Below are 21,016 nucleotides of genomic sequence, written 5' to 3'. Positions count from 1 at the left end.
CAGGCCGTGCTGTGGGGCGATGGGTTTCGCTGCGCTCAACCCATCCTACGGCTAATCCGCCTTCGGCAGCTTCGCCTTCAGGGCATACAGCGCCTCCAGCGCCTCGCGCGGGCTCAGTTCGTCCGGATGCAGCGCCCGGACCGCCTCGATCAGCTGCTCGGCCTCGCTCGGCGGCGCGGCTTCGGCGGGGGCGCGGGCGGTGATGGCGAACAGTGGCAGGTCGTCGATCAGCGTCTTGGGCTGGCCGCGGTCGTTGGCCTCGAGCTTCGCCAGCACCGACTTGGCCCGGCTCACCACCGAGGACGGAAGCCCGGCCAGCTTGGCGACCTGGATGCCGTAGGAGCGGTCGGCGGAGCCCGGCAGCACCTCGTGCAGGAACACCACTTCGCCGCGCCACTCCTTGACCCGCACGGTGGCGTTGAACAGCCGCGGCAGCTTGGCCGACAGCGCGGTCAGCTCGTGGTAGTGGGTCGCGAACAGCGCGCGGCAGCGGTTTTGTTCGTGCAGATGCTCGATCGCCGCCCAGGCGATCGACAGGCCGTCGAAGGTCGCGGTGCCGCGGCCGATCTCGTCGAGGATCACCAGCGCCCGCTCGGACGCCTGGTTGAGGATCGCGGCGGTCTCGACCATCTCGACCATGAAGGTCGAGCGGCCGCGCGCCAGATCGTCGGCGGCGCCGACGCGCGAGAACAGCCGGTCGACGATGCCGATGCGGGCCCGGCCCGCCGGAACGTAACTGCCGACCTGGGCCAGCAGCGCAATCAGGGCGTTCTGCCGGAGGAAAGTCGACTTACCGGCCATGTTCGGGCCGGTCAGCAGCCAGATCTGACCGTTCTTCTGCGCCGGTCCGGGCGACAGATCGCAGGCATTGGCGATGAACGGCTCGCCGGCACGCTTCAGCGCCTGCTCGACCACCGGATGCCGGCCGCCTTCGATCGCGAACGCCAGCGACTCGTCAACCTCGGGCCGGACGTAGTTGTCGTCGGACGCGAGCTTGGCCAGCGCGGTGGCGACGTCGAGAAGCGCGAACGCGTGCGCGGCGGCGCGCAGATCGTCGCCGGCGGCATCGATCATTGCTGCGAGGCGGTCGAAGATTTCCAGCTCCAGCCCGAGCGCGCGGTCGCCCGCATTGGCGATCTTGGCTTCGATCTCGCCGAGCTCGGCGGTGGTGAAGCGGACCTGACCCGCCAGGGTCTGGCGATGGATGAAGGTGGCGTTGAGCGGCGGCGCCATCAGCTTCTCGCCATGCTGCGCGGTCACCTCGACGAAGTAGCCGAGCACGTTATTGTGCCGGATCTTCAACGCCTTGACGCCGGTTTCGTCGGCGTAGCGCGCCTGCATCGACGCCACCACCAGCCGCGAGGCGTCGCGCAGCTTGCGGGTCTCGTCGAGCGCCGGCTCGAAGCCGTCGCGCACGAAGCCGCCGTCGCGCTTGAGCAGCGGCAGGTCGTCGGCGAGCGCGCGGCCAAGCTCGGCGCACAGATCACGCGACGGCCGCTGCAGCGCCGCCATCGCGCCGGCGATGTCCTGTGGCGGCTCGGCGAGGCGCGACAGCTGTTCCAGCACCTCGTCGGCGGCGCGAATGCCGCTGCACAGCGCCGCGAGATCGCGCGGGCCGCCGCGGCCGAGCGACAGCCGCGCCAGCGACCGCGCCATATCGGGCGCGGCACGCAGTGCGCTGCGGATCTGTTCGCGCAGCACCGGCTCGGCCACGAAGGCCTCGACCGCATCGAGCCGCCGCGCGATCGCCGCCGCATCGGTCAGCGGCGCGGCAAGACGTTGTGCGAGGAGGCGCGAGCCGGCGGCGGTGACGGTGCAGTCGATCGCGTCGAGCAGCGAGCCGCGGCGCTCGCCCGCCAGCGTGCGAGTCAGCTCGAGATTGGCGCGGGTGGCCGGATCGATCGCCATGGTCGAGCCGGTGGCCTCGCGCGACGGCGGCGACAGCGGCGGGCGCTTGCCGAGCTGGGTGCGGTCCACATAGGTGACGCAGGCGGCGGCCGCGGTGGCCTCGAGCCGCGACAGCACCGCGAGGCCGTCCATCGTCGCCACGGCGAAGTAATCGCACAGCCGCTTCTCGGCGGTCGCACTGTCGAACACGTCGCGGGTCAGCGGCGTCACGGCGGCGAGTTCGCGCAGCAGCGGGCCGATCTCGGCGTCGCCGTACAGCGCGTCCGAGACGATCGCCTCGTTCGGATTGATCCGCGCCAGCGTCGCCGGCAATTCGCCGGTCGCGCATTCAGTGACGATGAATTCGCCGGTCGAGATGTCGATCCAGGCCAGCCCGATGCGGTCGGTGCCGGACGAGCCGCGCGCGCGGGCGATCGCCAGCAGATAGTTGTTGGCGCGCGCGTCCAGCAGCGTGTCTTCGGTCAGCGTGCCGGGCGTGATCAGCCGCACCACGTCGCGCCGCACCACGCTCTTGCGGGCGCGCGCCGCCGCCGGGTCCTCAGTCTGCTCGCACACCGCGACGCGGTGGCCGAGCGCGATCAAGCGGTGCAGATAGTCGTCGGAGCGCTCGACCGGCACGCCGCACATCGGAATGTCGGCGCCCAGATGCTTGCCGCGCTTGGTCAGCGTGATGCCGAGCGCTCGCGAGGCGATCTCGGCGTCCTCGAAGAACAGCTCGTAGAAGTCGCCCATCCGGTAGAACAGCAGCAGCCCGGGATTGGCAGCCTTGATCTCGTGATACTGCTCCATCATCGGCGACATCTTCGCCGGCGCCTCGGTGGGCGGTGACGGATCGGGCGGCGGGACGATGTCGGCATGGATGGTCATGGCCGATGTCTAGCAAATTTCACCCGGCCGGCTCCACCGCATCACCACAGCCATGCACGGTTTCCGCACGTGGTTGTGCGTTGCGTGTGCATTGACCGCCCGGGGCTTGCTTCCTAAAAACCGGGCTCAATTCCGGCCTCAGCCCGGATCGCCGTCACAAGGGAGTTTTTCGATGGCCGACGTTTTCATCTGCGACGCAGTGCGCACTCCGATCGGCCGGTTCGGCGGCTCGCTCGCCAAGGTCCGGGCCGACGACCTCGCGGCGGTTCCGATCCGGGCGTTGATGGCCAAGCATCCCGACATGGACTGGAGCGCCGTCGACGAGGTGTTCTTCGGCTGCGCCAATCAGGCCGGCGAGGACAACCGCAACGTCGCCCGCATGGCCGCGCTGCTCGCGGGCCTGCCCGACTCCGTTCCGGGCCAGACCCTCAACCGGCTGTGCGCCTCCGGGCTCGACGCGGTCGGCGCCGCCGGCCGCGCGATCCGCGGCGGCGAGATCGATCTCGCCATCGCCGGCGGCGTCGAATCCATGACCCGTGCGCCGTTCGTGCAGGGCAAGGCGACCGAGGCGTTCTCGCGCTCGGCCGAGATCTTCGACACCACGATCGGCTGGCGCTTCATCAACCCGCTGATGAAGCAGCAATACGGCGTCGACTCGATGCCGGAGACCGGCGAAAACGTCGCCGAGGAATTCCAGATCTCGCGCGCCGACCAGGACGCTTTCGCAATCCGCTCCCAGCAGCGCGCCGGCGCGGCGATCGCAGCCGGTTATTTCGCGCAGGAGATCGCGCCGGTGACGGTGCCGGGCGGCAAGGCCGGTCCGATCGTCGTCGACAAGGACGAGCATCCGCGCCCGGAGACGACGCTGGAAGCCCTCGCCAAGCTGAAGCCGATCGTGCGCAATCCCGGCACCGTGACGGCCGGCAACGCCTCGGGCGTCAATGACGGCGCCGCCGCGCTGCTGATCGCCTCCGAAGCTGCCGTGAAGAAGTACGGCCTGACGCCGCGCGGAAAAATTCTCGGCCTCGCGTCGGCCGCGGTGCCGCCGCGCATCATGGGCATCGGCCCGGTGCCGGCGACCCGAAAGCTGATGGAACGGCTCGGCCTCAAGATCAGCGATTTCGACCTGATCGAACTCAACGAAGCCTTCGCCAGCCAGGGCATCGCCTGCATGCGCCAGCTCGGCGTTGCGGACGACGCCGACTTCGTCAACCCGCACGGCGGCGCCATCGCGCTCGGCCACCCGCTCGGCATGAGCGGCGCCCGTCTGGCGCTCACCGCCGTCCACGGCATGGAAGCCCGCGGCGGCAAGCTCGCGCTCGCCACCATGTGCGTCGGCGTCGGCCAGGGCGTCGCCATGGCGATCGAGAAGGTGAACTAAGCATAGACCGGCTCCCTCGCCCCGCTGTTACGGGCGAGGGAGCCGTTGTGGGCTGCGTCCGCCGCCTACTTGGCGAGCGGAGAGGGCAAGACGTTTACCGCTTCAACTGCGTCTTCAAGGTCGCTTCGACTTCGCGGTCGAACGACGACGCCTGCTTGGGCTGTTTGTCGCGATGGTTGCGCAGGTACGCGTCGCGCTGTTTCACCAGCGTGGCGAGTTTGGCGTTCAGGGCCTGGCGCTTGCCGATCTGCTGTTCGAGCCGGGCGGCGCGTTGTTCTGCGGGTAGCGCGCGGAAGGCGTCCGGAAGGTCCGCGTCCTTGACCTGATCGAGCTTCTGCCGTCCCGCCGCGACGTCGCCGACGAGATCGCCGCCGCCGGTGACGGCTTCGGACGAAGCCGGCGCGCGCTTGTTGAGGTAGCTCGCCATGTCGGAGGCGGCGGCCGGCGCCGCGGCGGCGACTTCGGACAATTGCCGCATCTTGTTTTCGGTGCGCTTCTGCAGTGGCGCCGGGCCATAGGGGATCACGGTGCCGTTGATCTCCTTTTGCAGGATGATGATGTCCTCGTCATACGGCGTCTCGATGATCACCACCTGGCCGCCGTCCTGCGGGATCGGGATGTAGCGGCCGCGGCCGCCTTCGGCGATGTCGTGCCACACCCGCGCGGTGTCCTCTGCGCTGCCGGCCTGCACGGCGTTGACGATGATGTCCTTCTGCCGCGCCACCGCGAGCGTGGTCGGGTACTTGGTGTCCTGTGCGTAGTCCATGTGGGGCGGCGCGTCGCCGACCAGGAAGACGATGCGGCGGGTGTCGGTGCCGCTGGTCCATTTCAGCTTATTGACGGCGACGTCGAGCGCCTCGTTGACGCTCTCCGGCCAGTCGCCGCCGCCGCGCGCCTGCAGCTCGAGCAGGCGGGCGTAGAGATCCTGAATATCGGCGGTGAGGTCGACGCTGCGTGTGACGTAGTCGTCGCCGATATCCCGATACGACACCAGCCCCATGCGGATGTCGGCGTCGGGATTGCTGTCGACGATCGCGGTGGCGATCGACCAGATCTTGCGCTTGGCGCCTTCCAGCAGCCCGCTCATCGAGCCGGTGGTGTCGAGCACGAAGGCGACTTCCACCGCCGGCTTGGCGTGCGCAACGGACGGCAGCGCCAGCGGCGCTGCGAGCGCCGCGAGTGTAAGCGCGCGGAACAGGGTGATGCGTTTCATCGATCGTCTCCAACTGCCCCCGCAGCCATGCTTCGACGCATCGCTGCGCGGCGCGCGGCGACGGCGCGGTTCCGGCACGCTCCGCTTGGGAGCCGGCATCGGAATCGGCTAGACTTCGTCGCGATGAAAACGAATGCCGTTCACATGCTGGTGCCGCCCGATCTGCGGCAATCGGAAACAGCGCTGCAGATCGCGCGCGGCACCACGCGGCTGCTGCGCTCGCTCGGCTTCGCGTGCGTCAGCGAACTCTCGCTGCCGTCGGGACGGCGCGCCGATCTGGTGGCGCTCAACGAGCGCGGCGAGATCTGGATCGTCGAGATCAAATCGTCGCTGGCGGATCTGCGTGCCGATCAGAAATGGCCGGACTATCGGGCGCATTGCGACCGGCTGTTCTTCGCCTTCACCCAGGATCTGCCGTGCGACATCTTTCCCGGCGACACCGGCCTGATCGTTGCCGACGGCTACGGCGCGCACCTGCATTGCGAAGCCCCCGAGCACAAACTCCCGGCCCCGACCCGCAAGCTGATGATGCTGCGATTCGCACTCGCGGCCGCAGGGCGGCTCAACCGGCTGAGCGACCCGCAGGGATTTGGGGAAGGGTAGGCATTGCCCGGCGCCGCAGCGCGCTCCCTCTCCCGCTTGCGGGAGAGGGCTGGGGTGAGGGCGCCCCAGGCAGTGAGTCAGCGATTCGCGGAGCGGAGTGCCCTCACCCGCCGCGCTACGCGTGTCGACCTCTCCCGCAAGCGGGAGAGGTGCGCTGTCTCAGCGCGGGGCGCGCTTGGCGAGGATGCGCTGCAACGTGCGGCGGTGCATGTTGAGGCGGCGGGCGGTTTCGGAGACGTTGCGGTTGCACATCTCGTAGATGCGCTGGATGTGTTCCCAGCGCACGCGGTCCGCCGACATCGGATTGTTCGGCAGTTCCGACTTCTCATCGCCGCTTGCCAGCAGCGCCGCGACGACGTCGTCGGCGTCGGCCGGCTTCGACAGATAATCGACGGCGCCCATCTTCACCGCGGTGACGGCGGTGGCGATGTTGCCGTAGCCGGTCAGCACGATGGCCCGGGCGTCCGGACGCTCCTTCTTCAGCGCCGACACCACGTCGAGGCCGTTGCCGTCGCCGAGCCGCAGGTCGACCACCGCGAACGCCGGCGCCTGCTTGCCGATCTGTGCCAGACCGCTGGAGACGCTGTCGCAGGACGTGACGGCGAAGCCGCGGGTTTCCATCGCGCGCGACAGCCGCTCGAGGAACGGCTTGTCGTCCTCGACGATCAGCAGCGAGCGGTCGGTGTGGTCGTTCAGTTCGGGAATGGCGTTCACGGCGCGGGATCTCCTAAGCGTCGATCGTGAAGATATGGCGACGGGGTGCGACAATGCCAAGACCCCGGCCCGCCGGCCGCCCTGCGACCGGATCGCGCGCCCCCGTTCAAGCCTCGGCGATTGCGGCGCTTTCCACGTTGTCGAAGCGGCTGCGCGGCCAGGTCAACTGCACCACCGCGCCATGATCCGGGAACAGCTTGTTGCGGAACGACACCTTGGCGCCGGTGCGCTCCAGCAGCGTGCGGGCGATGAACACGCCCAGCCCGAGCCCGGCGCGGTCGGACGGGCCGTCGTCGTCAGGATGGCGGCGGCGCGACAGATACGGCTCGCCGATCCGCTTCAACAGGTCCGGTTTGATGCCCGGGCCGTCGTCCGAGATCATGATCTGGACGGTCTCGGCGTTCCACCAGGCGTTCACCTCGACCGTCTCGCGGGCGAAATCCACGGCGTTTTCCAGGATGTTGCCGATGCCGTACAGGATGGCCGGGTTGCGCATCACCACCGGCTCGCTGACGCCCGAGACCGCGACCCGAACCTTGATGGTGACACCGAAATCTCGGTGCGGCTCGACCGCTTCCTCGATCAGCGTCGACAGCGGCATCTTGTCGAACGGCGCGCCCGCGGCGTTGAGATGCGAGATCTTGGCGAGGATCTCGCGGCAGCGCTGCGCCTGCTCGCGCAGCGTGCGCAGGTCGCTCACCATCTCGGGCGGGGCGGATTTTTCCAGCTCGCGCGAGATCAGGAAGATGGTCGACAGCGGGGTGCCGAGCTCGTGGGCGGCGGCGGCGGCGAGGCCGTCGATCTGGGTCAGATGCTGCTCGCGCTCCAGCACCAGCTCGGTCGCCGACAGCGCGTCGGCGAGCTTGCGCGCCTCTTCGGTGACCTGGAAGGTGTAGACGCTGGTGACGCCGATCGCGAGCAGGATCGAGAGCCAGACGCCGATCAGGTAGATTTCCGGCAATTGCACGGCTTCGTCGCCGGCCCAGGGCAGCGGCTGGTGGGTGTAGCCGAGCAGCGCCGCACAACCCGCCGCGAAGATGCCGAGCGCGATCGTCATCCGGGTCGGCAGTGCGGTGGCGGCGATCAGCACCGGGCCGAGAAACAGGAACGCGAACGGGTTCTGCAGGCCGCCGGTGAAGTATAGAAGGCCGGCGAGCTCGGCGATGTTCAGCGCCAGCAGCAGCGCCGCATAGATCGGTTCCATCCGCTGCATCGGATTGAAGGCGATCTGCAGCGCCAGGTTGACCAGGGCGGACGCGCCGATGATGGCGAGGCAGGGCAGCACCGCGAAATCGAATTCGAGGCCCTGGGCGACGATGAAGATCGCCGACAACTGGCCCAGCGCCGCGAGCCAGCGCAGCCGCAGGATGGTGTCGAGCCGGACGTGGCGGCGGGGATGGCGGAAATCGGGGGAGATCAGATCGTCGGACATGCGCCGGACACTACTCGCCGCGCCGGGCGTTCACAATTCGCGCCGTCGTCGCGGCGCGCCTGTGGCTTGCACGAGGGCGCAGGAATGGTCAAAAGGCCTGCATGACGCTCGATCTTCCCTCCCGGCCGCCTGCGCCGGCCGACGCTGCTGCGATCGAAGTCGCCGGCCTGGTCAAGATCTACAAGGCGACGCGCGCGGTCGACGGCATCTCGTTCCGGGTGCCGCGCGGCAGCATCACCGGCCTGCTCGGCGGCAACGGTGCCGGCAAGACAACCACGATCGCCATGATCATGGGTCTGGTGCTGCCCACCGAGGGCCGCATCCGCGTGCTCGGCCACGCCATGCCGGAGCAGCGGGCCGCGGTGCTCGGCCGGATCAATTTCGAGAGCCCCTATGTCGACATGCCGTCGCGGCTGACGGTTCGGCAGAATCTCAGCGTGTTCGGCCGGCTCTACAATGTGCCCGACCTGCGCGGCCGGATCGCCGAACTAGCGTCCGACCTTGATCTGACCGAGTTTCTCGACCGCGCCAGCGGCAAGCTGTCGGCTGGGCAGAAGACCCGGGTCGCGCTGGCCAAGGCGCTGATCAACCGGCCCGAGCTGCTGCTGCTCGACGAGCCGACCGCCTCGCTCGATCCCGACACCGCCGACTGGATCCGCGGCCATCTCGAAACCTATCGCAAGGCGCACGGCGCCTCGATCCTGCTCGCCTCGCACAACATGCTCGAAGTGGAGCGGTTGTGCGACCGCGTGGTGATCATGAAGCGCGGCCGGATCGAGGACGACGACAGCCCGGCCGCCATCATGGCGCGCTACAACCGCGCCACGCTCGAAGAGGTGTTCCTCGACGTCGCCCGCGGCCGCGACCGCGAGCAAGGCGAGACGCTATGAGCCAGATGCTCTCGACGCGTCGTCGCCGCGCCGGCGGGTTCAGCCGCGGCATCCCCAACGAGTCGTCCCTGCGCAGGCGGGGACCCATAGCCCCTGGCTTTTCAAGTGAAGCAAGGCGTCTGCCCCAGTGCCTCAACCGCGATGCTGCGGCGTATGGGTCCCCGCCTTCGCGGGGACGAGAAGCTGATAGGCAGTGCGAGAAGCCGGAGACGAAGCGCACAGGTGCCGTGCTATGAAATCACTGATCAGCAGCCTCGAACTCGGTCAGGGCCTCGCCTGGCATCGCATCGCCGCGATGGTGATGCGCTATTGGTACTTGCTGCTGTCGTCGTGGCCGCGGCTGCTGGAGCTGGTGTATTGGCCGGCGCTGCAGATCATCACCTGGGGTTTTCTGCAAAGCTACATCGCTGAGAATGCCGGGTTCTTCGCGCGCGCCGGCGGCACGCTGATCGGCGCGGTGATCCTGTGGGACATCCTGTTCCGCGGCCAGCTCGGGTTCTCGATCTCGTTCCTCGAAGAGATGTGGGCGCGCAATCTCGGCAACCTGATGATGAGTCCGCTGAAGCCGATCGAGTTTCTGATCTCGCTGATGATCATGAGCCTGATCCGGCTGGCGATCGGCATCGTGCCGATGACGCTGCTGGCGATGATCTTCTTCGACTTCAATTTGCTCGGCTTCGGCCTGCCGCTGATTGCGTTCTTCTGCAACCTGATCTTCACCAGCTGGGCGCTCGGCATCTTCGTGTCCGGCCTGGTGCTGCGCAACGGGCTCGGCGCCGAGAGTATCGTCTGGTCGCTGATGTTCGGCATCATGCCGCTGGCCTGCGTGTACTATCCGGTGTCGGTGCTGCCACACTGGCTGCAACTGATCGCCTGGGCGCTGCCGCCGACCTACGTGTTCGAGGGGATGCGGGCGCTGCTGATGGAGCACCACTTCCGGGCCGACCTGATGCTGTGGTCACTCGGGCTCAACTTGGTGCTGTTTGCTGCCTCCTTCGTGAGCTTCCTGGTGATGCTGAATGGTGCACGTCGCCACGGATCGTTAATTCAGAGCGGTGAATAGGCTGTTTCCGGACAGCTTTCGTCCCGGCTCTGTGCTCATATTTCGATCTACCGATTGACGCCCCCCGGCCCAGCGGCCACTATGCTGCGGCGCGAAAGAGCTCGAGGGACAGATACTATGCCAGTGATTGGTGAATTTGGCCGCCCGCCGGAGATGCCGGCGGAAGTCAGTCCGGCGATGACCACGCCGATGTACTGGTTCTACGAACTCGCGCACGCCTCGCTGAATCCGGCGCGGGCGATGTCGGACGCCACCAAGCTCGCGCTGAAGAACCCGCTGAATCCGTGGAGCCACACGGATGTCGGCAAGCAGATCGCGGCGGCCTGCGAAGTGTTCGAGCGCACCACGCGCCGCTACGGCAAGCCCGAATGGGGCCTCGACACCACCGAAGTCAACGGCATGCGCGTGCCGATCGAGATCCACAGCGTCTGGGAAAAGCCGTTCTGCCGGCTGCTGTATTTCGAACGCAAGCTGGAGCACCCGCTGCGCCATCCGCATCCGCGGGTGCTGATCGTGGCGCCGATGTCGGGCCACTACGCGACGCTGCTGCGCGGCACCGTCGAGGCGTTCCTGCCGACCCACGAGGTCTATATCACCGACTGGTCGGACGCCCGGATGGTGCCGGCCGCGGCCGGCCGGTTCGATCTCGACGACTATGTGGATTACGTCATCGAGATGCTGCAGACGCTGGGCGGCAACGTCCACGTCGTCGCGGTGTGCCAGCCATCGGTGCCGGTGCTGAGCGCGGTGTCGGTGATGGAGGCCAATCAGGACCCGTTCGTGCCGCTGTCGATGACGCTGATGGGCGGCCCGATCGACACCCGCCGCAATCCCACCGCGGTCAACAATCTGGCGGCCGAGAAGGGCATCGACTGGTTCCGTAGCCACGTCATCACCAAGGTGCCGTTCCCGCATCCGGGTTTCATGCGCGATGTCTATCCGGGCTTTCTGCAGCTCAACGGCTTCATCAGCATGAACCTCGACCGCCACGTCGACGCGCACAAGAACCTGTTCAATCACCTGGTTCAGGGCGACGGCGATCTCGCCGACAAGCATCGCGAGTTCTACGACGAGTATCTGGCGGTGATGGATCTCACTGCGGAGTTCTACCTGCAAACCGTCGACGAGGTCTTCGTCAAGCACTCTCTGCCGAAGGGTGAGATGATGCATCGTGGCAAGCTGGTCGAGCCCTCGAAGATCACCCGCGTCGCGCTGATGACGGTCGAAGGCGAGAAGGACGACATCTCCGGCCTCGGTCAGACCGAAGCGACCCACACGCTGTGTAGCTCGATCCCCGACGATCGCCGCGTGCACTACGTGCAGAAAGGCGTCGGTCATTACGGCGTGTTCAACGGTTCGCGGTTCCGGTCGGAGATCGTGCCGCGTATCTCGGACTTCATGGTGTCGGCTGCTAACGGCTCACGTGCGAGCGCCGCGGAGTAATCAGCTGCGGCGCATTCGCTGATCATCTGTGGATAGGTGCCGCACAGGCTTCGTTTTCTGAAGCCAATTCAAAATGAAGTGTGATTAGTAGGCTGTGAGTCCGGATGGGGGAATCTCGATTCACCCAATTTTCAATGAGTGAGTTGTGAGTCACGATTCACGACTCGAATTTGAATCTAAATTCGCCTGAAATCAGAGTTCCCTGGCCCATCTTGTAGCGGACGAGATGCGCCCGGACACTGTATATTGGGCAAATGATTTGTTTTTGCGCCGAGCGCTTCCATTGGCGGCGGATATGGCAGACTCCAGGCGACCTTTCGTTGTCCGGATCTTTAGAAATGGCCTTCCGCGCACTCCTCTATCGGCGGCCCACTGAGCCGTCGACCATCGCCGTCCGTCACGGCTCGCAGTTCTTTGCAGTTCGCATCCGGCGTCATCGCCGCGCCCGACGCTATACGCTGCGTATCCATCCGAGTGACCGCGAAGCCATCCTGACGATGCCGCCGCGCGGCACGCTGACCGATGCCAAGGAGTTCGCGCAGCGCCACGGCGCCTGGATCGCGGCGCGTCTCGGACGCCTGCCGAAGGCGGCGCCGTTCCAGCCCGGCACGCTGGTGCCGCTGCGCGGCCATGACCACAAGATCGTGCATCGCACCGGCCGCGGCACGGTCTGGACCGAGGTGCGCGAATCCGGCGAACGGATCATCTGCGTGGCCGGCGAAGCCGAGCACATCGATCGCCGCGTCCACGATTTCCTCAAGCGCGAGGCGCGTAAGGATCTGCAGAAGGCCTGCGATCGCTACGCGCCGGAGCTCGGCGTCAAGGTCACCCGGCTGTCGATCCGCGATCAGTCGAGCCGCTGGGGCTCATGCACCTCGGCCGGGTCGCTGTCGTTCTCGTGGCGGCTGATCCTGGCGCCGTCCTACGTGCTGGATTATCTCGCGGCCCACGAGGTCGCGCATCTGGTCGAGATGAATCACTCGGCGCGGTTCTGGCGCGTGGTCGGCAAGGTCTGCCCGCAGATGGAACGCGCCAAGACCTGGCTCGACACCCACGGCAACGACCTGCACCGCTACGGCATCAGCGACTGAGGTGCGCTAGACGCGGGTGCCGCGCAGGCTAAGGCTTGTTGGTAAATCCTCAGACGACGAAACGCCTCACCGCCCGAACAGCCGATCCATCAGCCAGCCATCGAGCCCCGCATCCGCTTCGGGCCGGACATTCGCACGCGTCGGCGACGGCATGCGGGTTGCGCCTGGTGGGGGCGGCATGTTGGTGACCTGGGCTTCGCCGCGCGGGCCGGCCTGGGCGATGCTGCCGCCGCCTGGCGGCACGGCGCCGCCGGTCAGGAAGCCGCCGATCGCACCGCCGATGCCGGAGCTGGTGGGCGCGGCGGCGCCGCTCGCCACCAAGGGGCCGCCGCTCCAGCCGCCGGGCAGCGGCTGCGGCGCGGTGCCCTTCAGCGCTTCGCGCATGAAGCGGGTCCAGACCTCGACCGGCAGCCCGCCGCCGGTCGCCTTCTTGGTCGACGAGTTGTCGTCGTTGCCGAACCACACGCCGGTGACCAGCGTGCCGGTGTAGCCGATGAACCAGGCGTCGCGGAAATCCTGGCTGGTGCCGGTCTTGCCGGCGGCGCTCCAGCCCGGCAGGTCGGCTTTCTTGGCCGTTCCGGACTGCAGTGTCTCCAGCATCATCGTGTTCATCATGCCGACCGCGCGCGCGTCGACGACGCGCGTCGGCGCATCGGTCGAGCGCGCATACACCACTTTATTGCCCTGCGCGGTGCGGATGCGGCTGATGACGTGCGGTGCCGCCATCAGCCCGCCATTGGCGAAGGTCGCATAGGCGCCGACCAGTTCCAGTACCGAGACTTCCGAGGTGCCGAGCGCGATCGACGGGTTGGCGTCGAGCTTCGAGGCGATGCCGAGCCGGTGCGCGGTGCGCACCACGTTCTTGGGCCCGACCTCAAGCCCAAGCCGCACCGCCACCGTGTTGAGCGACATCGCCAGCGCCTGGGTCAGCGTCACCGAGCCGAAATACTCGTGGGTGTAGTTCTCCGGCTTCCAACCCTTGAGGTCGAGCGGCGCGTCCTGGCGGATCGTCTCCGGGGTCAGCCCGGATTCGACGGCGGTCAGGTAGACGAATGGTTTGAACGCCGAGCCGGGCTGGCGCTTGGCGGTGACCGCGCGGTTGAACTGGCTGTCGGCGTAGTTGCGGCCGCCGATCATGGCGCGCACCGCGCCGTCCGGCGTCATCGCCACCAGCGCGCCCTGCGACACCTTGAACTTGACGCTCTTGGCGGCGAGTTCGTCGATGATCGCGGCTTCGGCCTCCGACTGCAGTTTCGGATCGATCGAGGTCTCGACGATCACCGACTGGTCGATCTGGCCGATCAGATCGTCGAGCACCTCGATGATCCAGTCGGCCACGTAGTTGATGGTTCCGGCACCGGTCGGTTTGACCGTGTAGACCGGGTTGGCGATCGCGGTCTTCGATTGCTTGTCGGTGATGAAATCGGCGTCGGCCATCGCGGCGAGCACGATCTGGGCGCGCTTCTCGGCGCCTTCCGGATTGCGGTTCGGCGCCAGCCGCGACGGCGATTTGACCAGGCCGGCCAGCATTGCGGCCTCGACCAGCGTGACCTCCTTGGCCGACTTGCCGAAGTATTTCTGCGCCGCCGCCTCGATGCCGTAGGCGCCGGATCCGAAATAGACCCGGTTGAGATACAGTTCGAGGATCTCGGTCTTGGAGTGCTTGCGCTCCAGCCACAGCGCCAGCTCGACCTCCTGCAGCTTGCGGGTGATCGTCCGGTCCTGAGTCAGGAACAGGTTCTTGGCGAGCTGCTGGGTCAGCGTCGAGCCGCCCTGCGACACGCCCCGATGCAGCACGTTGGCGACCGCGGCGCGGGCGATGCCGATCGGATCGACGCCGAAATGTTGATAGAATCGCCGGTCCTCGATGGCGATGAAGGCCTTCGGCAGATATGGCGGCAGATCCTTCAGCGACACATTGGTGCCGGCCATCTCGCCGCGCACCGCGAGCTGGGTGCCGTCGAGACCCACAATGGTGATGGTCGGCGGCCGCTTGGGGATCTCCAGCGACTGGATCGGCGGCAAATGGGCGCCGACCCAGATCAGAACCCCGACCACGGCCAGCACGCCCCAGATCCCGACCACGGCGGTCCAGTACACCGTGCCGGTGACGAAGCGGCGGAACCCGCCCTTGCGGCGCGGCTTGGGTTTGGGTTTGCCGCGGCCGCTCGATTTGGCGGCTGGCGCTTTAGGCTTTTTCGGCATGTCGTCGGCGACGCTGACCCTGTCCTGTGGCCCGAGCCGCAACCCCCCGAGTGATTCCGCGAAGCCGCCGAATGTCGGCTCCCGCCGTTCGCCGGCTTTTTTCTTGCCCAACGCCATACGCCACGCCCGTGCCGACCGATCGGCGCACCGTAGCGGAGCGGGTTTAAGGCCCGGTAAAGCCATGGTTAAAACCGGGTTCCATGACCACGGCGACGGCTCGCGTCGGATCTGGCTTGAGACACCTCAACAGCGGCCGGATGCGCCTGCGTTACAGGCCTGCTCAGCCTATCGACGAAAGCAAGCCATGACCCGGGTGTTGAAAACCGCCGACGAGATCGAACAGATGTTGCTGATTGACGTCCGCCAGCAGCGTCACTGCGACAAGGTCGAAGCCATCCGCATCTGCGGCTGCCTGCCGGACGACGACAACAATCGCGCCAACTGGAAGGTCGCGTCGGTCGATCCCGGCGGCGCCAGCCGCGAATTCGCCGGCGCGGCGGTGATGATCGCCATGGATCGGCTGCAGCGCGAGGTCAGCCTGATCCCCTGGGAGTGATCCTGTAACGACGCCCCCGATGTCTTCGCGTCATCCCGAGGTCTATCGGCGGTGCGCGCGCGGCCGCATCAATGATAATCGCGGCGCGGCGGCGCGATGCCCATTTCGCCCATCAGCCAGCTCTTCATCTTGGCGCGGCTGGCGAAGCGCTTGGCTGCCAGCAGCAGTTCCTCGCGTTCGCCGCCTTCCGGCGTCAGCGCGGCCTCGATGTATTTGGCGACGGCTAGCTCTTCGAGTTGTTCGACGGTGAAATAGCGGCTGGCTTCTGTGTTCATCGTGCTTCCGCCGCGACGCGCGGCGCTCCCGACTCGCTCGCTGCACTCGCGTGTGCCGCGGGGTCATTCCACGATGATTCGACAGACGTGTCTGTCGTGTTTTGAACGACGGTGACCTTAGGTGAGGTGGATGCGCCGCAATGCCAGTGATTCAGTTACTGATTAGTTGTCCGTGAGATCGGTGTTCCTGTGCCAATTACCTAGGATAGGCGGTATCGCCGGAATGCATCCCGGTACGAGGTGTCGGGTCTCGCACCGGGACACCCTGGATTTACATCGCCGCGTCGTCTTCGATGATCGGGCCGAACAGCTCCCAGCGCTCACCGTTGAACTTCATCATCCGCAGTTGCTTGTTGACGCGGAAATCGGTCGGCGAAGTATTGACCGACATGCCCGGCAGCGACAGGCCGCCGACGAAGCCCTTGATGTTCGCGGCCTGCTTCATGACGTTGTCGCGGGTGAGGTCGTCGCCGCATTGCTTCAGGATGTGGACGAGCAGCTCGGCCGTCGAATAGCCGTAGCTGTTGACGGTGTTGAGCTTGTCGCCCTCGGGATAGTACTTGTCCATGAAGACGAAGTACTTCTTCACGCCCTCGTCATTGGCCCACTGCGGATCGGCAGGGTCCTTGCCGTAATTGACGCTGATGATGCCCTTGGAGATGTCGAGGCCGGCGGGCTTCAGCGTCGCCGACACCGGGCTGGCATTGATGTCGAGGATGTGGACCGGGTTCCAACCGAGGTCGGCGATCTTCTTGATCGCCTGGGCGGCGAAGCGCGGCGTCGAGGCATTGTACAGCAGCGTGGCGCCGGCGGACTTCAACTTGACGATCTGGGAGTCGACGGTCGGGTCGGTGAGTTCGTAGGACGACTCGGCGACGATCATCTTGTCGGCCTTGTCGCCCAGTCCGGATCGTAGTCCCGTGACATAATCGCGGCCGAGATCGTCGTTCTGGAACAGGATGCCGATCTTGGCGTCGGGATGATTTTGCAGGATATAGCGCGCGTAGATCCTGCCTTCGGTCTGGTAGTTGGGGTTGAAGCCCATCGTCCAGGGAAAGTTCTTCGGGTCGGTGAAGCGTGTTGCTCCGGTCGAGGCGAGCAGCTGCGGCACCTTCTTCTGATTGAGATATTTCTGCACGGCGGCGTTGGACGGCGTGCCGATGATCTGGAAAGTCAGCAGCACTTCGTCGCTTTCGACCAGCTTGCGGACCTGCTCGACGGCCTTGGGTGGCGAGTAGGCGTCGTCGTACTGGATCAGATTGATCTTGCGGCCGTTGACGCCGCCCTGTTCGTTGATCATCCGCATATAGGCGGCCTGGGTCTTGCCGATGCCGGCGTAGGCCGAGGCGGGGCCGGAGAACGGCACGGTCTGGCCGATCTTGATTTCGGTGTCGGAGGCTCCGGTATCGTATTTCTTCTGCGCCGCGGCGGGCGCGGCGCTCAGCGCAACGGTCGCAAGAGCCGCTACGGCGGCCTGATACAGGCTCTTCATCGCTGGTCTACTCCCTATGGCCTTATGATCGGCGGCGTTTTGTCTGCCGCCGTTATCAGGGAGTGTGGATCAGCACCTGGAGTCTTGCAATGCCGTCATGCGACTCGTTTCATTATGCCGCGCTGTGCAACGCACCATGTAGCAGCGGTCCCGGCTACGCGAGCCAAACCAGAAGCAGCGCCAGCGCCGCGGGCGCCGCCTGGACATAGAGAATCCGCCGGCTCACGCTCCAGGCGCCGTAAAGTCCCGCGACGATGACGCAGCCGAGAAAGAACGTCGCGAGCTGCAGCGCGACGGCAGGGTTCGGATGAATCAGCGACCAGATCAGGCCCGCCGCCAGAAACCCGTTGTACAGCCCCTGATTGGCGGCCAGCACTGCTGAGGCGGCGGCCTTCTCGGGGGTGTTGCGAAACACATTCATGCCGAGCGGCTTGGTCCAGAGAAACATCTCGAGGACGAGAAAAAACACGTGCAGCGCCGCGACCAGCGCGACGAGGAGGGCGGCAACAGCGTTCACGAGAAATCTCCGGAGGCAGACATCGGCATCTGCGGCGTGATAGTAACACGGACCAGACGAGTCAAAAGCAAGAGGGAGGACGCATGACGGGGCACATCGACCCGACCAAGGAAGTGTTCGCACAATTCCGCGAGAGCGATCGGCCGGGCCCGATCCATATGCTCAACCTGGTGCGGCTGAAGCCGCGCGCGACCTATCCGGACGGGCGCGAGGCGACCGGCGCCGAGGCTTACGCCGCCTACGGCCGCGACTCGCTGCCGGTGTTTGCGCGGCTCGGCGGCAAGGTGGTGTGGCAGGGCGCATTCGAACTGATGCTGATCGGGCCGCAGAGCGAGCGCTGGGATCACATGTTCATCGCCGAATATCCGAGCGTCGCGGCGTTCGTCGAGATGATCCGCGATCCGGTGTATCGCGAGGCGGTGAAGCATCGCCAGGCGGCGGTCGAAGACTCCCGGCTGATCCGCACCAAGCCGCTGCCAGTCGGCGAGGGGTTTGGCCAGATTCCGCAATGACGGTTGCGGTGCAGCGACGTTTTGTTCGCAATCCGGCTAGTCCATCAGGCTAACTTGGCCGCGGTGGCGCGCTGCGCCGCCTTCGGATAGTTTGCCGCCTTCCCGACATCAGGAGACCGGACGATGCGCTTGTCGGTGCGCCTGACGCTGGCGATGACGGCGCTGGTGTTGAGCACGGTGGCGGCGCTCGGCCTGCTCTCCTACTACAGTATCGGCCGCGCCATGGTGCCGGCGGGCATCCAGCGGCTCGCCGATCAGACCAAGGCGAGGATCGGCGGCATCTACGCGCTGCTCGGCACCGCGCGCAACGAAGCTCTCGCGGCGCGGACGTTCCCGTCCCATCAGCGGATCCAGCGCGCGCGGAGCAGCGGCGGCATAGATCCGCAGGACGACATCGCGGAGGCAGCCTCACGGCGCACCCTCGCCACGATCTATGCCGGTCAAATGATGGCGAAGCCTGGCATTCTGCGCTATCGCTTCATCAGCGTCGCCGATGGTGGGCACGAGTTGGTCAGGGTCGATCGCAAGACCTCCGATCGCTCTCCGCGCATCGTGCCGGAGAGCGAGCTGCAGCGGCTCGGTGACGAAGAGTTCATTCAGCGTGGCATCGCGCTGGCCGAGCGCGAGGTCGATATGACCTGGACTCGCAGCGACCCCGCGGATGGCCCGCTGGCGGGTCCGGTCGTGATGTTCGCGACGCCGGTCCGCACCGCGGCGGACGAACCGTTCGGCCTGATCGTGCTCGAGATCGACATGCGTCCGACCTTCGAGCGGATCCGCGCCGCGCTGAATGAAGACACGCGGTCCTACATCGTCGACGCCAACGGGCCATATCTGGCCAATCTGCGCGAGGGCCGACTGGTGCCGACCAGCGCAGCCGGACGCTGGCAGGACGACTTCCCCGATTTGGCGGCGGCGCTGGGCGCCAAGAACGGCGCGGCGGCGGTTCTCACGGGGCCGGACGGGCAGCGCGTCGCGGCGGTGATCGGGCTGATCCGCTTGCCGAACGGGATACGCGCGGGCGTCATCGAAACGATCGCGTTCGACACCATCATGGCGCCGGCCAAAGCGTTGCAGAGCGCCAGCCTGATCGTCGCGCTGGTCGCCGGCCTGGTCGCGGTGCTGGTCTCGGTGTTGCTGTCGCGCTCTCTTGCCAAGCCGGTGGTGCAACTGACCGCCGCGGTCGAGCAATTCGCCAGCACCGGGCGGATCGCGGTGCCGCGCGGGCTGAGCGGCGAGACGCTGCGGCTCGCCGCGGCGTTCGAGCACATGACGTCCGAGATCGACAGCACCACCAAGGCGCTACGCACCAAATCCGAACAACTCGACAAGATCATCGCCAGCATGGCCGATGCTGTCGCGGTGATCGACGCTGGCGGCCGACGCGTATTCGCCAATCCGCGCTGCCTCGCGTTGTTCGGCGAGGCGGCCGAGATCGACTCGGAGCAGTGGAAGCGCAAGTACAAGCGGCTCAAGGCCGATGGCGTGACGCCGATGCCCGATGGCGAGAGCCCGTCGTCGCGGGCCCGCCGCGGCGAGAGCTTCGACAATGTCGATCTTGGCATTCGCCGGACCGACGAGGCAGAGCTGATCCAGCTCGTCGCCAGCGCGCGCCCGATCGAGAACCCCGACGGCAGCTTCGGCGGCGCCGTCATCGTGTATCGCGACATCACCGCGCTGAAGGAGGCCGAGCGACAGTTGCGTCAGGCCCAGAAGATGCAGGCGATCGGCCAGCTCACCGGCGGCGTTGCCCACGATCTCAACAACATCCTCACGGTGCTGACCGGCGGCGTCGAGATGCTGGCCGAAGGTGTCGGCGATCGGCCGGCCCTCAAGGACGTGGCGCTGATGGTCGATCAGGCCGTGTCGCGTGCCAGCGATCTCACCAACGGCCTGCTGTCGTTTGCCCGCAAGCAGCCGCTGCAGCCACGAAGCATCGACGTCAATGCGTTGATGGAGGAAACCGCGCGGCTGCTGCGCTCGACCTTCAGCGGCACCATCGAGATCGATTTTCGCCCTGCGCCCGCACTCGGGCCGGCGTTGGCCGATCCTTCGCAACTATCCAGCGCGCTGCTCAACCTCGCCATCAACGCTCGCGACGCCATGCCGGGTGGCGGTCGATTGTTGCTGGAGACCGCCAACGTCAATCTCGACAAGGTGTATGCCGAGCAGCACGACGAGGTGACACCGGGCCACTACGTCGTGCTGGTGATCACCGATACCGGCACCGGCATTCCGGCGTTGATCCGCGACCGCGTGTTTGAGCCGTTCTTCACCACCAAGGCGGTCGGCGAAGGCACCGGGCTCGGGCTGAGCATGGTGTACGGCTTCGTCAAACAGTCCGGCGGCCATATCGAGATCCACAGTCGGGAAGGTTCCGGCACTGCAATCCGCCTCTATTTGCCGTCGGCTTCTCCGCAACGCAGCGAGACGGCTGCGCCGCTGCCCACCGCGCAGGGCGGCCGCGAAACCATCCTGGTGGTCGAGGACGACGTCCTGGTGCGCAGCTACGTGATGACCGATCTGGCGGCGCTCGGTTACACCACGCATGCGGCCGCCAGCGCCGCACACGCGATGGCTATGGTGTACGACGAGGTCGAGTTCGATCTGCTGTTCACCGACGTGATGCTGGGTGGCCCGATCAACGGCGCGCAGCTCGCCGATGAACTGCGCAAGTACCGGCCGAACCTCAAGGTGCTGTTTACGTCCGGCTACGGCGACAATGTTCTCAAGCAATGGAACACTGGCGTTGAAGGGGCGCTGCTGCTGGAGAAACCCTATCGACGCGGCGATCTCGCCAGGATGTTACGGCTCGCGGTCGATGGTCCCGCGGTGCCTCCGCCACGATAGAAGC

General features: G+C 66.5%; 17 protein-coding genes. 9 read left to right on the top strand and 8 right to left on the bottom strand.

Annotated elements, in window-relative coordinates; all coding sequences use genetic code 11:
* Positions 1-51 precede the first annotated feature (51 nt).
* On the bottom strand, positions 52-2,775 hold the full coding sequence (gene mutS / locus LPW26_RS04870) for a DNA mismatch repair protein MutS (protein ID WP_238733154.1): 2,724 nt from the start codon (positions 2,773-2,775) through the stop codon (positions 52-54).
* Positions 2,776-2,947: 172 nt separating this feature from the next.
* Between mutS and pcaF the strand changes: the two genes are divergently transcribed.
* Positions 2,948-4,156 carry a 3-oxoadipyl-CoA thiolase gene (gene pcaF, locus LPW26_RS04865; RefSeq protein WP_238733153.1) on the top strand — a complete coding sequence of 403 codons (1,209 nt, stop codon included), beginning with the start codon at positions 2,948-2,950 and terminating at the stop codon, positions 4,154-4,156.
* Positions 4,157-4,250: 94 nt separating this feature from the next.
* Here pcaF and LPW26_RS04860 read toward each other — a convergent pair whose 3' ends face one another.
* The gene (locus LPW26_RS04860) at positions 4,251-5,369 is read right to left on the bottom strand and encodes a vWA domain-containing protein (protein WP_238733152.1); all 1,119 of its coding nucleotides are present in this window, start codon (positions 5,367-5,369) and stop codon (positions 4,251-4,253) included.
* A gap of 123 nt (positions 5,370-5,492) precedes the next feature.
* On the opposite strand from LPW26_RS04860, the gene LPW26_RS04855 reads away from it, so the two are divergent.
* The gene (locus tag LPW26_RS04855; RefSeq protein ID WP_238733151.1) at positions 5,493-5,972 is read left to right on the top strand and encodes an MmcB family DNA repair protein; all 480 of its coding nucleotides are present in this window, start codon (positions 5,493-5,495) and stop codon (positions 5,970-5,972) included.
* Between the two features lie 159 nt (positions 5,973-6,131).
* On the opposite strand, the gene LPW26_RS04850 is transcribed toward LPW26_RS04855, so the two are convergent.
* Entirely contained in the window at positions 6,132-6,686 is a 555-nt protein-coding gene (locus LPW26_RS04850) for an ActR/PrrA/RegA family redox response regulator transcription factor (RefSeq protein WP_119855162.1), read from the bottom strand.
* Positions 6,687-6,792: 106 nt separating this feature from the next.
* Positions 6,793-8,118, bottom strand: coding sequence for an ActS/PrrB/RegB family redox-sensitive histidine kinase (locus tag LPW26_RS04845; protein WP_238733150.1), 1,326 nt, complete (start codon positions 8,116-8,118; stop codon positions 6,793-6,795).
* Between the two features lie 101 nt (positions 8,119-8,219).
* Here LPW26_RS04845 and LPW26_RS04840 point away from each other — a divergent pair, with 101 nt between their 5' ends.
* The 4 genes from LPW26_RS04840 to LPW26_RS04825 all read left to right on the top strand — a co-directional run bounded on the left by LPW26_RS04840 (position 8,220) and on the right by LPW26_RS04825 (position 12,605).
* The gene (locus LPW26_RS04840) at positions 8,220-9,008 is read left to right on the top strand and encodes an ABC transporter ATP-binding protein (protein ID WP_238733149.1); all 789 of its coding nucleotides are present in this window, start codon (positions 8,220-8,222) and stop codon (positions 9,006-9,008) included.
* A 232-nt stretch (positions 9,009-9,240) separates the two neighbouring features.
* Positions 9,241-10,071: an ABC transporter permease gene (locus LPW26_RS04835; protein ID WP_238733148.1), complete on the top strand. Its 831-nt coding sequence runs from the start codon at positions 9,241-9,243 to the stop codon at positions 10,069-10,071.
* Between the two features lie 117 nt (positions 10,072-10,188).
* Positions 10,189-11,514 (top strand): polyhydroxyalkanoate depolymerase, encoded by a 1,326-nt coding sequence (locus LPW26_RS04830; RefSeq protein ID WP_319942160.1) that lies wholly within the window; start codon positions 10,189-10,191, stop codon positions 11,512-11,514.
* Positions 11,515-11,768: 254 nt separating this feature from the next.
* Positions 11,769-12,605, top strand: coding sequence for a M48 family metallopeptidase (locus LPW26_RS04825; RefSeq protein ID WP_238733147.1), 837 nt, complete (start codon positions 11,769-11,771; stop codon positions 12,603-12,605).
* 66 nt (positions 12,606-12,671) lie between these two features.
* Here the strand turns inward: LPW26_RS04825 and LPW26_RS04820 are convergent, their stop codons facing one another.
* A complete protein-coding gene (locus LPW26_RS04820) occupies positions 12,672-14,927 on the bottom strand; it encodes a transglycosylase domain-containing protein (RefSeq protein WP_238733146.1) in 2,256 nt (751 codons plus the stop codon).
* 187 nt (positions 14,928-15,114) lie between these two features.
* Between LPW26_RS04820 and LPW26_RS04815 the strand changes: the two genes are divergently transcribed.
* A complete protein-coding gene (locus LPW26_RS04815) occupies positions 15,115-15,366 on the top strand; it encodes a hypothetical protein (protein WP_238733145.1) in 252 nt (83 codons plus the stop codon).
* A gap of 68 nt (positions 15,367-15,434) precedes the next feature.
* Here the strand turns inward: LPW26_RS04815 and LPW26_RS04810 are convergent, their stop codons facing one another.
* The 3 genes from LPW26_RS04810 to LPW26_RS04800 all read right to left on the bottom strand — a co-directional run bounded on the left by LPW26_RS04810 (position 15,435) and on the right by LPW26_RS04800 (position 17,650).
* Positions 15,435-15,641, bottom strand: coding sequence for a hypothetical protein (locus tag LPW26_RS04810; protein ID WP_238733144.1), 207 nt, complete (start codon positions 15,639-15,641; stop codon positions 15,435-15,437).
* 271 nt (positions 15,642-15,912) lie between these two features.
* Positions 15,913-17,133, bottom strand: a complete 1,221-nt coding sequence (locus tag LPW26_RS04805; RefSeq protein ID WP_238733143.1) for an ABC transporter substrate-binding protein — start codon at positions 17,131-17,133, stop codon at positions 15,913-15,915.
* A 154-nt stretch (positions 17,134-17,287) separates the two neighbouring features.
* The gene (locus tag LPW26_RS04800) at positions 17,288-17,650 is read right to left on the bottom strand and encodes a DUF1304 domain-containing protein (RefSeq protein WP_238733142.1); all 363 of its coding nucleotides are present in this window, start codon (positions 17,648-17,650) and stop codon (positions 17,288-17,290) included.
* An 83-nt stretch (positions 17,651-17,733) separates the two neighbouring features.
* On the opposite strand from LPW26_RS04800, the gene LPW26_RS04795 reads away from it, so the two are divergent.
* Positions 17,734-18,162, top strand: coding sequence for a DUF1330 domain-containing protein (locus LPW26_RS04795; protein WP_238733141.1), 429 nt, complete (start codon positions 17,734-17,736; stop codon positions 18,160-18,162).
* A gap of 123 nt (positions 18,163-18,285) precedes the next feature.
* Positions 18,286-21,012 (top strand): ATP-binding protein, encoded by a 2,727-nt coding sequence (locus LPW26_RS04790; protein WP_238733140.1) that lies wholly within the window; start codon positions 18,286-18,288, stop codon positions 21,010-21,012.
* The last annotated feature ends 4 nt before the right edge of the window (positions 21,013-21,016 follow it).

Origin of the sequence: Rhodopseudomonas infernalis (genome assembly GCF_022271405.1) — a bacterium.
Lineage (GTDB): Bacteria > Pseudomonadota > Alphaproteobacteria > Rhizobiales > Xanthobacteraceae > Rhodopseudomonas > Rhodopseudomonas infernalis.
This window is presented reverse-complemented; position numbering and strand designations above follow the sequence as displayed.

What these genes read in the sequence shown, in the direction of transcription:
- LPW26_RS04810 (WP_238733144.1), bottom strand. Translation starts at nt 15,641, where the DNA reads ATGAACACAGAAGCCAGCCGCTATTTCACCGTCGAACAACTCGAAGAG.
- LPW26_RS04835 (WP_238733148.1), top strand. Translation starts at nt 9,241, where the DNA reads ATGAAATCACTGATCAGCAGCCTCGAACTCGGTCAGGGCCTCGCCTGG.
- LPW26_RS04805 (WP_238733143.1), bottom strand. Translation starts at nt 17,133, where the DNA reads ATGAAGAGCCTGTATCAGGCCGCCGTAGCGGCTCTTGCGACCGTTGCG.
- LPW26_RS04815 (WP_238733145.1), top strand. Translation starts at nt 15,115, where the DNA reads ATGACCCGGGTGTTGAAAACCGCCGACGAGATCGAACAGATGTTGCTG.
- LPW26_RS04795 (WP_238733141.1), top strand. Translation starts at nt 17,734, where the DNA reads ATGACGGGGCACATCGACCCGACCAAGGAAGTGTTCGCACAATTCCGC.
- LPW26_RS04820 (WP_238733146.1), bottom strand. Translation starts at nt 14,927, where the DNA reads ATGGCGTTGGGCAAGAAAAAAGCCGGCGAACGGCGGGAGCCGACATTC.
- LPW26_RS04790 (WP_238733140.1), top strand. Translation starts at nt 18,286, where the DNA reads ATGCGCTTGTCGGTGCGCCTGACGCTGGCGATGACGGCGCTGGTGTTG.
- LPW26_RS04855 (WP_238733151.1), top strand. Translation starts at nt 5,493, where the DNA reads ATGAAAACGAATGCCGTTCACATGCTGGTGCCGCCCGATCTGCGGCAA.
- LPW26_RS04825 (WP_238733147.1), top strand. Translation starts at nt 11,769, where the DNA reads ATGATTTGTTTTTGCGCCGAGCGCTTCCATTGGCGGCGGATATGGCAG.
- LPW26_RS04840 (WP_238733149.1), top strand. Translation starts at nt 8,220, where the DNA reads ATGACGCTCGATCTTCCCTCCCGGCCGCCTGCGCCGGCCGACGCTGCT.
- LPW26_RS04860 (WP_238733152.1), bottom strand. Translation starts at nt 5,369, where the DNA reads ATGAAACGCATCACCCTGTTCCGCGCGCTTACACTCGCGGCGCTCGCA.
- mutS (WP_238733154.1), bottom strand. Translation starts at nt 2,775, where the DNA reads ATGACCATCCATGCCGACATCGTCCCGCCGCCCGATCCGTCACCGCCC.
- pcaF (WP_238733153.1), top strand. Translation starts at nt 2,948, where the DNA reads ATGGCCGACGTTTTCATCTGCGACGCAGTGCGCACTCCGATCGGCCGG.
- LPW26_RS04845 (WP_238733150.1), bottom strand. Translation starts at nt 8,118, where the DNA reads ATGTCCGACGATCTGATCTCCCCCGATTTCCGCCATCCCCGCCGCCAC.
- LPW26_RS04830 (WP_319942160.1), top strand. Translation starts at nt 10,189, where the DNA reads ATGCCAGTGATTGGTGAATTTGGCCGCCCGCCGGAGATGCCGGCGGAA.